Source organism: Microbispora sp. H13382, from assembly GCF_014161445.1.
In the GTDB taxonomy this organism is placed as follows: Bacteria; Actinomycetota; Actinomycetes; order Streptosporangiales; family Streptosporangiaceae; genus Microbispora.
Genome location: NZ_JABBXA010000010.1, coordinates 192,066 through 205,001 on the forward strand (window position 1 = coordinate 192,066; position 12,936 = coordinate 205,001).

The window sequence follows — 12,936 nt, forward strand, 5'->3', positions numbered from 1 at the left end:
GGCACGCGGAGCCCCGCCCGCGATCTGGCGGGCGGGACTCCGCGATCGGGCGGGTGCGTCACGGATTTCCGGCATGGATCCGTGACACGGATTGGGGGGCCGGATGGCGGAACGCAGGGCGCTTGACCTCGACTCGCTGGCGATCAGCGATCGGTTCAGGCTGTTCAACTTCACCAGGCGTGACGACCATGTGGCCTATCTGTGGGTGCTGCGGGCCATGGACCGGCTGCGGGAGGTGCACCAGGTCCAGGTGGACGCGGGTGAGGTGCAGGCGGCCCTCACCGAGCTCGCCCGGCTCCACGACGAGGTGCCCACCTTCGACGGCAACCTGCGCGACCGGCTGGACGCCCTGTACGAGGACGGGGTGGTGCACCGGTTCGACGACGCCTCGCGGGCCGGCGACCTCGTCCGCTACCGCAACAGGCAGTCGGTCTACCAGTTCAGCGAGCTCGGCTACTGGGCGTACACCTCGGTGGAGGGCCTGCTCGCGGCCCGCATCCAGGACGCGAACCTGTCGCGGCTGGTCTTCTCCGACATCCTGGAGGACCTCAAGGCACTGGCGGCGGCCAACCGCGCGGGGGAGGGCGAGCAGGTCTACCGCCGGCTGTCCCGGCTGGACTCGGTCATGGAGGACATGGGACGCCGCTCCGCGCACTTCCACGTGACACTCGGCGAGATCATCCGCTCCACCGACGCCTCTCCGGAGACGTTCCTGCGCTACAAGAACGCCCTGCTGACGCACATGTCCGAGTTCATGGCGGAGCTCGACCGATATCTGCCCCGCCTGGCCGCGGCCGTACGGGACGTCGAGACGAGTGGCCTGGTCTCCCTGCTCGACCGCGCGGCGGCGGTGGACGAACGGCCCTTCATGGACCGCGACGAGCGGCTGGAGGACTGGCGCCGCCGCTGGTCCGTCCTGCGGGCGTGGTTCGCGCCCGAGGGGCCGGAGGAGTCCCGCGCGGGGGAGCTGCGCAACGCGACGCGCGTCGCGGTGTCGGGGGTGATCGCGCTGCTGCGGCAGATCTCGGAGGCGCAGCGCGGCGGCGTCAACCGGGCCACCCAGCTGCGGCACCTGGCCGAGTGGGTCTGGAACGCACCGGACGAGGGGGCCGCCCACGCGCTGATGGGGGCGGCGTTCAACCTGCGCAGCGCGCGGCACCTGGGCGCGGCCCACGAGGACACCGAACAGATCTCGCCCAGGAACACGTGGTGGGACGCGCCGGGGGTGGAGGTGTCGGTCACGCTCTTCCGCAGTGGGAAGGCGCCCACGACGGGCGTGCCTACTCCGGTGCGCGGCAACCCCGGCGCGCGGGCCGCGCTGCGCCGCGAGCAGGCCGCGGAGCGCGCGGCCGAGCGCGAGGCCGCGGGACACCTGGTGGGGCTGGGCGCGCACGGCCGGGAGCTCGACGACGCGGAGACCAGGGTCCTGCTGAAGCTGATGACGCGGGCGCTGGAGGGACGCACGGTCGTCGCCGGCCGCCTGAAGAGGGGCTCCGGCGCCGACGACGCCGTGATGATCCGGCTCGTGCCGTCCGGCAGCGGGAGCGCGGTGCGCACCGCGCGGGGACTGTTGCACCTGCCCGGGTTCCGGGTCGAGATCGCCGGGCGGACGCCGGCGGCGGGTTCGGGGGCGGGGGGTTCCCGGTGACGACTCCTCGCGCCCGGGCCGCCATCGGCGTCTCCGCCGCCGACCTCGGCTCCTACCAGCAGGCGGTCCGCCGGGTGCTGACCTGCGACCTGATCACCAGGGAGCGGCCGCGCCCCGGCGTGCTCGACCAGGTGCTGCGGTGGGCCGACGAGATGACGCGCGACTTCCGCGAACTGCTCGGCTACACGCTGATCGCCACGACCCACCACGTGCGGCTGGTCCGCCATCTCGACGTCCTGGACGAGACGCAGCGGTCGATCTTCTCCCGCAAGGGCAAGCCGTTCGACCGCCGCCGGCTGGCCTACCTGTGCCTGGTGCTCGGGTCGTTCCAGCGCTCCCGCATCGAGATCAGCCTGGCGGACCTGGTGCGGATCTTCACGCCGCTGGCCAACTCCATCGACGGTCTCGGCTTCGACCCCGCGCTCGGCTCGCACAAGGCCGCCGCCGTCGACGTGCTGGGCTGGCTGGTGGACCGCGGCGCGCTCCGGCTGTCCGACGGCAGCCTGGAGTGGTGGGCGCGCGACACCGAGCGCGGCGACGCGCTGTACGACATCGACCATGACATCTGCGCGGTGCTGTTCAAACCGGCCCGGCCCGTCCAGCACCTCACCAGCGCGGCCGGCCTGGTGCACGAGCCGCCGCACGCGAACCCCGTCCGCAGGGCCAGGCGGTTGCTCGTCGAGTTCCCCGTGGTGTACTACGCGGACGTCGACCCCGAGGTGGCCGACGCGCTGCGGTCCCCGGGTCTCGCCGAGGACCTCGTCCGGCTCACCGGCCTGGCCTTGGAACGGCGCGCGGAGGGCGTCATGCTCGCCGATCCGGGCGGCGTCTTCACCGACCGGCCGTTCCCGGGCCGGGGCAACGCGGTGAGCCGGGCCGCCGGCCTCCTGCTGGCCAAGATCGCCGACCTGCTGGAGGATCCCGAGCACTTTCCGAAGAGGCTGCCCGTCCCCGCGCTCGCCGACGACCAGGCCGGCCTCGTCGCGCGGATGGACGCGGGCCTGCCCCGCGACGGCGTCGTCTCCGAACTCGCCTGGTCCGCGGCGGAGGCGGAGCCGTTTTCCCCCGGCGACCCGCCCGCGCCCGCCGAGGCGCCGTTCGTGGAGCGCGGCCGCCTCGAGTCGATGACGACCGAGATGTACGACGAGTTCGGGGCGGCCTCGTTCACGACCGCCTGGCAGCAGGACCCCCGGGGGCTGCTCGACGCGGTCGTCGGCTTCCTCGCGGACCTGATGCTGCTCAGGCCGGTGCCCGGCGGCGTGCTCGTCCTGCCCGCCGCGCTGCGGTACCGCAACATCCGGGCCGCCCTGCCCACCCGGACCTCGGGCGGCCAGTTGGCGCTGGTGGCGCTGCCCGAGCCGGCCACACAGAAGGACCCCTCGGCGCGGGAGGACGCGCCGGCGCAGGAGGAGGAGCGATGACGCCGCCGAGCGACCGGTTCCAGCCCAGCAGGGCCGGTGTGATCAACGTGTGGGACTACGTCGACGAGGAGTTCGCCTTCGCCGACGGGCGCCTGGTCCTGCGCGGGCACAACGGCTCGGGCAAGACCAAGGCGCTGGAGGTGCTCTTCCCGTTCATCCTCGACGGTGTGGCGGACGCCCGGCGGCTCGACCCGTTCAGCGGCGAGAACAGGACGATGAAGTCCAACCTGCTCTATCGGGGGCAGGAGGCCGAGTACGGCTACGTGTGGATGGAGTTCGCCCGGCGGGAGATCGGGGCGGAGCCCGCCGAGACCGACGAGACCGTCACCCTCGTCATCGGCATCCGCGCGCACCGGCACCGCGACGGGGTGCGGACCTCGTTCTTCGTCACCGACAAGCGCCTCGGCGTCGACTTCGGGCTGCTGGCGCCCGACTCCCGGCCGCTCACCGAGCGGCAGCTCAAGGCCGTTCTCGGGCCGGATGCCCACAGCGAGACCGCCACGCAGTATCGCGACGCGGTGGACGCCCGGCTGTTCGGGCTGGGCAGGGAGCGCTACACCCAGCTTCTCGACCTGCTGCTGGCGCTGCGCCGCCCGCTGCTGGCCAAGGACCTCGACCCCGACAAGGTGTCCGCCACGCTCACCTCGGGTCTCAGCCCTCTCGACGAGGAGCTCGTCGACCAGGCGGCCCGCGACTTCGAGAACCTCGCGGCGGTGCAGAAGCAGTTCGACGACTTCGCCGCCGCGGATGAGGCCGTACGGGCGTTCCTGACCGACTACGTCGCCTACCTGCGCACCCACGCGAAGGCACGGCTGTCCCGCATCCAGACCGAGATGGCCGGCGCGGTGGAGCACGCCCGCACGCTGGTGCGGGCCGAGGACGCGCGGAAGACGGCCGCGGCCGCACGCGAGACCGCGACGGCGGCGGCCGCCGCGGCGGAGGCCGAGCGGGAGGGCCTGGAGCGCCGCCTCGCCGTGTTGCGCGCGGACGACGCCTACCGCGCCCGGGGCGAGCTGGACCTGCGCCGCCGTCAGGTCGCCAAGACGGGCGAGGAGATCGAACGGGAGCGGGCCCGGCTGACGGACGTCGCCGATCACCTGGCCGCCCTCGAAGGAGAGGCGGGCGAGCTCGCGGAGCGGCTGGAGGGCGCCCGGGCGGCGATCGTCCGCCACGCCACGGACCTCGCCGACGCGGCGGAGCGGGCCGGAGTCTCCCAAGACGGGGACGGTCCGGCCGACACGGGGGAGGACCTGCTCACGACGGCGAGGGCCCGGGCCACCGCCCGCCGGGACGACGTCGCGAAGGTCCGCGACGAGGTCGCCAGAGTGTCCGCGGCGGAACGGGACCGGCTACGGGCCGAGACCGACCATGACAAGGCCGACAAGGACGTCGGGGAACGGGAAGGGCGGTGCGAGGCCGCCGACGCCGCGCTGGCGGCAGCGCGTCGCGATGCGCGGGAGGCACTCGGTGCCTGGGCCGTCCGCTGGGCCGGTGCGCCGGTGCCGCCAAAGAAGGAGCGCGCGGAACGGGAGCTTTCGGAGAAGGAGCTCTCAGAGAACGGGCGGCCCGCGGACGCGCGCCCAGAGGACGAGCGCCCAGAGGACGAGCACACGGGGGACGAGCACACGGGGGACGAGCACGCGGGGGACGAGCACGCGGGGGACGAGCACGCGGGGGACGACGGGGCCGTGGCCGGGCCGGCCGACGTGGAGGCCCTGGCCGAGGCCCTCGACCACGCCGGTGACGCCGGAGCGCCGTCCCCGGCCGAGGTCTACAGCGTGCGGACCGAGGAACGGCGCACGGAGGCGGCCAGGTCCGCCGAACGCCTGTCCGCCCGGGTCCGCGACCTCGCCGCCGAGCTCGTCCGCCTGCGCCGCGAGCGGGAGGAGATCGCGGCGGAGCGCGACGAGGCGCCGCCGCACGACGACCGCCGGACGGCGGACCGCGACGGACGCCCGGGGGCGCCCCTGTGGCGGCTCGTCCGGTTCGCCGACGGCCTCGGCGAGCAGGACGCGGCCGGTCTCGAAGGAGCCCTGTACGGCGCGGGACTGCTGACCGCCTGGGTGCACCCGCAGGCGCGGCACACCCTCGACGCCGTCGCGGTCCCGGAGCCCGACGGTTACCTGCTCCCGCTTCCCGAGGAGAGCCGCCCGTCCGGCCGTACGCTCGCCGACGTGCTCGTGCCGGAGGAGCAGGACCTGGTTCCGGCGGCGGTCGTCGCGGACGTGCTGCGGTCGGTCGCGGTCTCCGACACGATCACGCCCCGCCGGGATCTAGAGGGTGGACCGGTGCCGGTGGTGACCGGCCGGGCCCAGTTCGGCCTCGGTCTCCTCGTCGGCGCTAGGCCCAAGCCGTCGCCCGAATATATCGGCGCCACGAACCGGGCCAACCGCCGTGCGGCCAGGCTCGCCGAGTACGACGAGATGATCGTTGAGACGAGCCGGGCGCACGAGGCCGCCGAGCGGGACCTGGCGGGTGCCAACCGGCGCCTGGAGGACTTCGCCCGGGCACGGCGGGAGCTTCCGCCCGCCACGGCGGTCGCCGCGGCCGTCGCCCGCGTGTCGCGCGAGTCCGCCCTGCTGGCCCAGGCACGGTCGGCACTGGCCGGCCGCCGCCGCGACCTGGACGCCGCGGTGGCCCAGGTCGACGCGGCGCGCCGGCGGCTCCGGCAGGTCGCGGCCGAACGCGGCATGCCCGTCGCCGAGCAGGAGGTCGACGCGGTCGCGCGGGCCGTCGACGACTTCCTCGCGACGGCGCAGCGGCTGCACGACGGCCGCGAGCGGGCCGCGTCCGAGGAGCGGGACCTGGCCTCCCGGCAGGCCGCGATCTCCCGGCAGCGCGAGCGGCACGACGCGGACTCCCGCGCTCTGGAGGACAAGGAGCGGGAGCACCGGGCCGACGTCGAGGAGCTCAGGGCGGGCGAGGAGGCCCTCGACGCGCCGCTGCGCGAGGTGCTCGCCCAGGTCGACGAGGCCGAGCGTCACCTCGCCGAGGTCCGCCGGCGGTGCGAGGAGCACGCCGCCGCGGCGGCGCGGGAGGACAGGGCGCTGATCGTCGCCGAGAACGACCTCAAACACGGCCAGGCGTCTGTCGGCCAGGCCCTCGGGCACCTCTTCGAGCACGCCGCGTCGTTCGGGCCGTACGCGCACCTGGAGCTGCGCCCGCTGCTCGGTGTCGCCGCCACCGCGCCCTGGCCCGCCCACGTCGGCTGGCCCGAGCCCGCCGAGGCGGCCGCGTCGGTGGCGGCGGAGTTGTCCGCCCACGCCATCGCCGGAGAGGGGGGCGGGCCGCCGCCCGACCCCGCCGCTCTCGTCGGCCGAGTGCTGCCGGGAGAGGTCGCCGCCCTGCTGGACGCGTTCGCCGCGGAGATGGCCGACATCCGCGTGCCGGGGGAGAGCGCGCTCAAGAGCTCCGCGAGCCGGCTGTCGGCCTCGCTGCGGACCTTCCAGGACGCGCTCGACGGCTGCGCCGAGGACTACCGCCTGGAGCACGACCCCACCGGCGTCGTGATGGTCTACGTCAGCGACGAGGGAGGCCGCAATCCCGTCGCCGCGTTCGCCCGGCGCGTCGCCGACCGCGTCCAGGAGCAGGGCATCCTGCTCGAGGAGCGGGAGCGGACGGTGCTGGAGGACGAGCTGCTCACCGCGCTCGCCCAGCAGGTGCACGACCGGGTCCGCACCGCGCGCGACCTCGTGCGCGGGATGAACGAGGACACCCGGTCCCGGCCCATGTCGTCCGGCACCAGGATCGGCATCCGCTGGGGCCGTTCCGACAGGCTGAACGACCGGCAGGTCGCGGTCGCGCGGCTCCTCGACCGGGACGCGCAGGGGCTCGGCGCGGCCGGGCTGGCCGAGCTGCGCGGCCTGCTGCGGGAGATGATCCGCGGCTACCGGGCCGCCCATCCGCGCGCCACGTACAGGCAGGCCCTCGCCGACGTGCTCGACTACCGCACCTGGTACGGCTTCGAGCTGGTGCTCGCCGTGCCGGGGGAGAAGGAGGCGAAGCTCACCCGGGCCAAGCACGAGCAGATGTCCGGCGGGGAGAAGTCGGCGGCCATCCACCTTCCGCTGTTCGCGGCGGCCAACGCCCTCTATTCCTCCGCCAAGCCCACCTGCCCGCGCATGATCGCGCTGGACGAGGCGTTCGCCGGCATCGACGACCGGTACAAGCCCGAGCTGCTGGGCCTGACCGTGAAGTTCGGCCTCGACCTGTTCATGACCGGCCACGACCTGTGGATCCACTTCGACACCGTGCCGATGGCCGCGCACTACGACATGCACCATGACAAGAGCGCCCACGCGGTCTCGGCGATGTTGATGCTCTGGGACGGTGACCAGACCATCGACGCCGACGCCGGTTTCGCCGGCAACGAGGAACTGGCCGAGACGCTGCTCGGTTTCCGGCCGAGCCGCCGCGCTCCCGCCCTCACCGAGGGCACTCTCCTCGCCGCGGCCGATCACGATAAGGCCGACGAGATGGAGGAAGAGGTATGAGCGGCGGCCCCGAGGCGGTGAAGCGCTACCACGCGCCGGAATACCGGCGCCTGCTCCGCGCCGCGCGGCGGCGCCTGGAGAACAACGGCGGCAGCCTGGACGGGCCGCCGGTCCGGCTCGGCGGTCCCGACGAGGCGGAACGGAACGCGATCATCGGCATCACCGGCCGCCATCGCGGTCTCGGCGCCGGGACCGTCTCCGTGACGCTGCGTGAACTCGACGCCGTCGTACGCGCCGGCACCGGGCTCACCCTCGCCGGACTGCTGGAGGCCCTCGACGGCCGCCCGCTGGCGAACCGCCCCGCCGAAGCCGCCCGCGCCCTCGCCGCCCGGCGTGAGGCCCTGGGGCCTGCCGAGCAGAGCCCGCTGCACGAGAGCGCCGAGTGGTTCCGCACCTGGCTGGGTGCGGTGCGTCGTAACGGCACGGTGGGCAGACTCATCGCGCGGCCGGAGACCGTCGGCGTGCTCCCACAGGCCGTCGCAGTTCTGGAGTTCCTGGAGGCCCGTCCCGAGGGCCGCGCGCCCGTCACCCTCGCCGGGCTGGCTGCCGAGGTCACCGGCGATCCCAAGGCCCTCAACCATCGGACCACCCTGTCCACCCTGGTCCTGCGGGCGCTCGCGATCCGCGAGGGTGTTCCGCTTCCGGGGACGGCAGAGGGGCGCCGTGAACTGTGGGACCACTACGAGGTCGTCGTCGACGACCTCGCCAGCCGGATCCTCGTCCTGAACCTGCCGGCGGAGGGGGAGGGACTGGGGGAGTGGCTCACCGGCGCCGCCCGGTTCGGCACGCCGTTCCAGGTCACGCTCCACCAGCTGAGCACCTTCTCGATCACTCTGCGGGCCCCGGTCGTCCATGTCTGCGAGAACCCGGCCGTCCTGCGGCGCGCGGCGGCGGAGCTGGGGCCGGGATGCCCGCCACTCGTCTGCACCGAGGGACGCCCGTCGACGGCGTTCCACCGGCTGGCGGCGGTCGCCGTGCGCGGCGGGGCCCGGCTGCGTTACCACGGCGACTTCGACTGGCCGGGAGTGGACATGGCCGGAGCCGTCGCGCGGCGCCACGGTGCGGAGCTCTGGCGCATGACCGCCGCCGACTACCTCGCCGGTCTCGGCGACGCGGTGAAGGCCGGGGACAGGGAGGCCGGGGACGGAGCGGCCGGGGACAGGGAGGCCGGGGACGGGGAGGCCGCTGACGGCGAGGGGCGTGTCGGGCTCACCGGGCGACCGGTGCCCACGCCATGGGATCCGGCCCTCGCGGAGGCGATGCGTGAGCACGGGGCCGCGGTCTACGAGGAGGCCGTCGCCGATGCGCTGCTCGCGGATCTTCGGGAGTGACACCGCGCGGGTGACGGCCGTACGTTGACGGCTGGGACCGCTTCGACGATGAGGAGTTCCGCGTGAGCGAGACGACCGGCACCAACGCCTTCCGGGAAGCCCGCGACCTGCTGCTCCGCTTACGGGAGGACCCTGAGGGGGCGGCGCGTGAGTTCGCGTGGCCGGGGTTCGGCGACAGGTTCAACTGGGCCACCGACTGGTTCGACGTCATCGCCCGGGGGAACGACCGCACGGCCCTGTGGATCGTGGAGGAGGACGGCTCCGAGCGGCGTTACTCCTTCGACGAGATGGCCCGCCGCTCCGATCAGGTGGCGGCCTGGCTGGCCGCCCAGGGGGTCGGCAAGGGCGACCACGTGTTGCTGATGCTCGGCAACCAGGTCGAGCTCTGGGAGTCGATGCTGGCGGTGATGAAGCTCGGCGCGGTGATCATGCCGGCGACCACCGCCCTCGGCACGGCGGACCTCGCCGACCGCGTACGGCGGGGACGGGTCCGGCACGTCGTCGCCAACGCGGCCGACACGCACAAGTTCGACGGCGTCCCGGGCGAGTACGGACGCGTCTGCGTGGGCGAGGCGGCCGGCTGGCTCCGGTACGGCGACGCCTACGCGATGCCGGAGCCGGAGCCGTTCGAGGCCCGGACCTCTCCCGGCGACCCGCTGCTGCTGTACTTCACCTCGGGGACGACCAGCAGGCCCAAGCTCGTGCGGCACACGCAGGTGTCCTATCCGGTGGGGCACCTGACGACGATGTACTTCGTCGGAGTGCGGCCGGGCGACGTCCACCTCAACATCAGCTCGCCCGGCTGGGCCAAGCACGCCTGGAGTTGCTTCTTCGCCCCGTGGAACGCCGAGGCGACGGTGTTCGTGCACAACTACTCCCGCTTCGACGCCGCCGCCCTGCTGGCGCTGATCCGCCGGGCGGAGGTGACCACGTTCTGCGCGCCGCCGACCGTGTGGCGGATGCTCATCCAGGCCGACCTCGGGGACGGGCCGGGCCGCCTGCGTGAGGCGGTCGCCGCGGGGGAGCCGCTGAACCCCGAGGTCATCACCCAGGTGGAGCGGGCGTGGGGGCTGACCGTCCGCGACGGGTACGGCCAGACCGAGACGACCGCCCTGATCGCCAACACCCCCGGCACGCCGGTGAAGGCGGGCTCGATGGGCCGCCCCCTTCCCGGCGTCCCGGTCGTGGTCGTCGATCCGGTGACCGGCCGGCCGGCGGACGAGGGTGAGATCTGCCTCGACCTCGCCGCCCGCCCGGTCAACCTGATGACCGGATACCTGGACGGTGACGATGAGGCCATGGCCGGCGGGCTGTACCACACGGGCGACGTCGCGGTCCGGGACGCCGACGGCTCGATCACCTTCGTGGGACGCACCGACGACGTGTTCAAGGCGTCCGACTACAAGATCTCGCCGTTCGAGCTGGAAAGCGTGCTCATCGAGCATCCCGCCGTGGCGGAGGCGGCGGTCGTGCCCGCCCCCGACCCGATCCGCCTCGCCGTGCCCAAGGCGTACGTGGTGCCTGCCGCGGGCTGGGAGCCGAACCGGGAGACCGCCGCGGCCATCCTGCGGCACGCCCGTGAGAGGCTCGCGCCGTACCAGCGGGTGCGCCGGATCGAGTTCGCCGACCTGCCCAAGACGATCTCGGGGAAGATCCGCCGGGTCGAGTTGCGGGCCAGGGAGACCTCCGCGGCGCAGGAGGGGGCCGGGCCGTCGAGGGAGTGGCGGGACGACGAGTTCCCCGAGTTGCGCGCCTGAGCGGCCGCCCGTGCCGTCCCCGCCGGGGCGTGGCGTTCCGCGCCCCGGCGGTCCGGCCGTTCTCGCCCTGCCTGCCCGAGAGGATAGGTTGGCTCCCGATCATCTGGGCGCGAGTCGCTATGGGGAGGTGCGGGACGTGGTGCCGTCCACGCTCGGCGGTCGTTACGAGCTGGAGGAACTGATCGGCCAGGGCGGGATGGGCGAGGTCTGGCGGGGCCGGGACCTGCGTGCCCACCGCCCTGTGGCGGTCAAGATCCTCGCGCCGCAGGTCGCCGGGGTCGCCTCGCGGGAGCGCTTCGCCCGCGAGGCACGCGCCGCCGCCCGCGTCGTCCATCCGAACGTGGTGACCGTGCTGGACGTCGGCGAGCAGGACGCGCGGCCCTACCTGGTGATGGAGCTGCTCACCGGCCGCAGCCTGGCCGCGGAGCTGCTCGACCGGGGCCGGTACGGCGTGGCGGAGGCGTGCGACCTCATGAGCCAGGCCGCCGCGGGGCTGGACGCCGCCCACCGCGCCGGGGTCGTGCACCGGGACGTCAAACCCGCGAACCTGCACCGCACCGCGAGCGGCGTGCTCAAGGTGGTCGACTTCGGCGTCGCCCAGGTGGCGACCGAGGCGGCGCGGCTGACGATGGTGGGCACCGTCGTCGGCACCGCCGCGTATCTCGCGCCGGAGCAGATCGACGGCCGGGGCGGCGGGGCCGCCTGCGACCTCTACGCGCTGGGGTGCGTCTGCTACGAGCTGCTGTGCGGGCACCCGCCGTTCACCGGGTCGGCCCCGGAGCTGGTGTATCAGCACATGCACCAGGCTCCGGTGCCGCCCGGCCGGCACCGGCCCGACATCCCCGCCGAGCTGGAACACCTGATCATGGCGCTGCTGGCGAAGGACCCCGCCGCACGGCCCGCCGACGCGGAGGTCGTGCGCCGGGTCCTGGCGGCCGTCGCCCTCTCCGCGGCGGAGCCGGCGTGGGATGGCGGGACAGCGGCGGCGTGGGAAGGCGGGACGGCTGCGGCGTGGGAAGGCGGGACGGCTGCGTGGGAGGCCGGGGTGACGGCATCGCCCCCGCCGCAGGGGCCGTATCCGGGCGGCGCGCGTGCGGGCGACACGGCGCTGCTCGACGTTCCGCCGCCCGCCGTCCCGGCTGGCCGTGCTCGGGGGTCGTCGCTCGAACGGCGGACGCTGATCCGGCTCGGCGCCGCGGTGGCGGGGCTCGCCGTGGTCACGATCGGGGTGGCGGCGCTGTCCGACGGCGGCGGGCGGGCCGAACCCGCGGTCGCGGCCCAGTCCCCGACGGCCACCCGCGCTGAGACGTCACCCACTGAGCCGGGGAAGGCCTCGGCGAGTCCGTCACCCCGGGTGTCCAGGACACCGTCCTTCAGGCCGTCACCGGAGCCGTCTCCTACGCCGACCGCGACGCGGCGCGTCTACCGCAGCTACATGGAGTGGCTGGCCGCCTTCGACCACGCCGTACAGGCACAGGAGAGCAGGGGCGGCATCGATCCGAAGCTGGCCCGCGAAGCCCACGAGGAGATCAGGAAGACCGCCAGGGACCTGGCCAGGGGCCGGGGCGGGGACAAGGGCGACAAGGCCGCGCGGCGCGTCCGCGACCTGCTCATCAAGCTGCAGCGGGCGCACCGGACGGGCAGGCTCGCCGACGGCCCGCTGATCGACTTCGTGAACTCCGCCGGCATCAGCTCCCGAGGGGACGACGACTGAGGTCCTCGACCGGCCCGACGTCGCGGGTCCACGACCCCAGCACGAGCAGGGTCTTGGTGCCGGTCACGTCGCCGGCGCGGCGCAGCCGGTCGATGACCTGCTGGAGATGACCGAGGTCGCGGACCCGGACGTGGATGAGCGCGTCCGGGTCGCCGGCGATCGTGAACACCTCCTGCACCTCCGGCACGTCCGTGGCGGTACGGACGATCTTGCCGACCGGGGTGGTGCCGGGGTAGCGCAGTTCGGTGAACGCCTCGATGCCCCAACCGAGCTTGGCGTAGTCGATCCGCACGGTGAAGCCCGTGATGACGCCGATCTCCCGCAGGCGGTCGACCCTCCGCTTCACCGCGGCCACCGACAACCCGATCTCGGCGGCCATCTCCGAGAAGGTCCTGCGCCCGTCCTCACGCAGCAGGCGCAGCAGCCGGTGGTCGATGTCGTCGATCTCCGCCATGGGCACGCTCCCTCTCCACCCGGTGCCGGCCCGGCACCGGCGCAAAGAACAGTAGCGTTCCGGGCAAACCTCTCTATCTTTTTGCGTCTTCGCGGCTGTTTCCCGCGCGATGCTTGCG

Annotated in this window: 7 protein-coding genes; 6 read left to right on the forward strand and 1 reads right to left on the reverse strand. The window is 74.1% G+C overall.

Features of this window, described 5'->3' with window-relative positions:
• Positions 1 to 103: 103 nt before the first annotated feature.
• The 6 genes from HHX41_RS21470 (at position 104) to HHX41_RS21495 (ending at position 12,364) form a co-directional block, all read left to right on the forward strand.
• Positions 104 to 1,648, forward strand: coding sequence for a TIGR02677 family protein (locus HHX41_RS21470; RefSeq protein WP_182907422.1), 1,545 nt, complete (start codon positions 104 to 106; stop codon positions 1,646 to 1,648).
• A complete protein-coding gene (locus HHX41_RS21475) occupies positions 1,645 to 3,069 on the forward strand; it encodes a DUF2398 family protein (RefSeq protein WP_310742111.1) in 1,425 nt (474 codons plus the stop codon). Before HHX41_RS21470 ends, HHX41_RS21475 begins: the two co-directional genes overlap by 4 nt.
• Complete coding sequence (locus HHX41_RS21480; RefSeq protein ID WP_182907423.1) at positions 3,066 to 7,562, forward strand: SbcC/MukB-like Walker B domain-containing protein; 4,497 nt, start codon at positions 3,066 to 3,068, stop codon at positions 7,560 to 7,562. The genes HHX41_RS21475 and HHX41_RS21480 overlap by 4 nt, the downstream gene beginning before the upstream one ends.
• On the forward strand, positions 7,559 to 8,893 hold the full coding sequence (locus tag HHX41_RS21485; RefSeq protein ID WP_182907424.1) for a TIGR02679 family protein: 1,335 nt from the start codon (positions 7,559 to 7,561) through the stop codon (positions 8,891 to 8,893). The genes HHX41_RS21480 and HHX41_RS21485 overlap by 4 nt, the downstream gene beginning before the upstream one ends.
• Positions 8,894 to 8,955: 62 nt before the next feature.
• Positions 8,956 to 10,650: an AMP-binding protein gene (locus HHX41_RS21490; protein WP_182907425.1), complete on the forward strand. Its 1,695-nt coding sequence runs from the start codon at positions 8,956 to 8,958 to the stop codon at positions 10,648 to 10,650.
• An 88-nt stretch (positions 10,651 to 10,738) separates the two neighbouring features.
• Positions 10,739 to 12,364, forward strand: coding sequence for a serine/threonine-protein kinase (locus HHX41_RS21495; RefSeq protein WP_182907426.1), 1,626 nt, complete (start codon positions 10,739 to 10,741; stop codon positions 12,362 to 12,364).
• On the opposite strand, the gene HHX41_RS21500 is transcribed toward HHX41_RS21495, so the two are convergent.
• Complete coding sequence (locus tag HHX41_RS21500; RefSeq protein WP_182907427.1) at positions 12,339 to 12,818, reverse strand: Lrp/AsnC family transcriptional regulator; 480 nt, start codon at positions 12,816 to 12,818, stop codon at positions 12,339 to 12,341. The two genes, HHX41_RS21495 and HHX41_RS21500, sit on opposite strands and share 26 nt — an antisense overlap.
• Positions 12,819 to 12,936: the final 118 nt, after the last annotated feature.

Coding starts and splice junctions, on each gene's coding strand:
- HHX41_RS21470 (WP_182907422.1), top strand. CDS start 104: ATGGCGGAACGCAGGGCGCTTGACCTCGACTCGCTGGCGATCAGCGAT.
- HHX41_RS21500 (WP_182907427.1), bottom strand. CDS start 12,818: ATGGCGGAGATCGACGACATCGACCACCGGCTGCTGCGCCTGCTGCGT.
- HHX41_RS21480 (WP_182907423.1), top strand. CDS start 3,066: ATGACGCCGCCGAGCGACCGGTTCCAGCCCAGCAGGGCCGGTGTGATC.
- HHX41_RS21485 (WP_182907424.1), top strand. CDS start 7,559: ATGAGCGGCGGCCCCGAGGCGGTGAAGCGCTACCACGCGCCGGAATAC.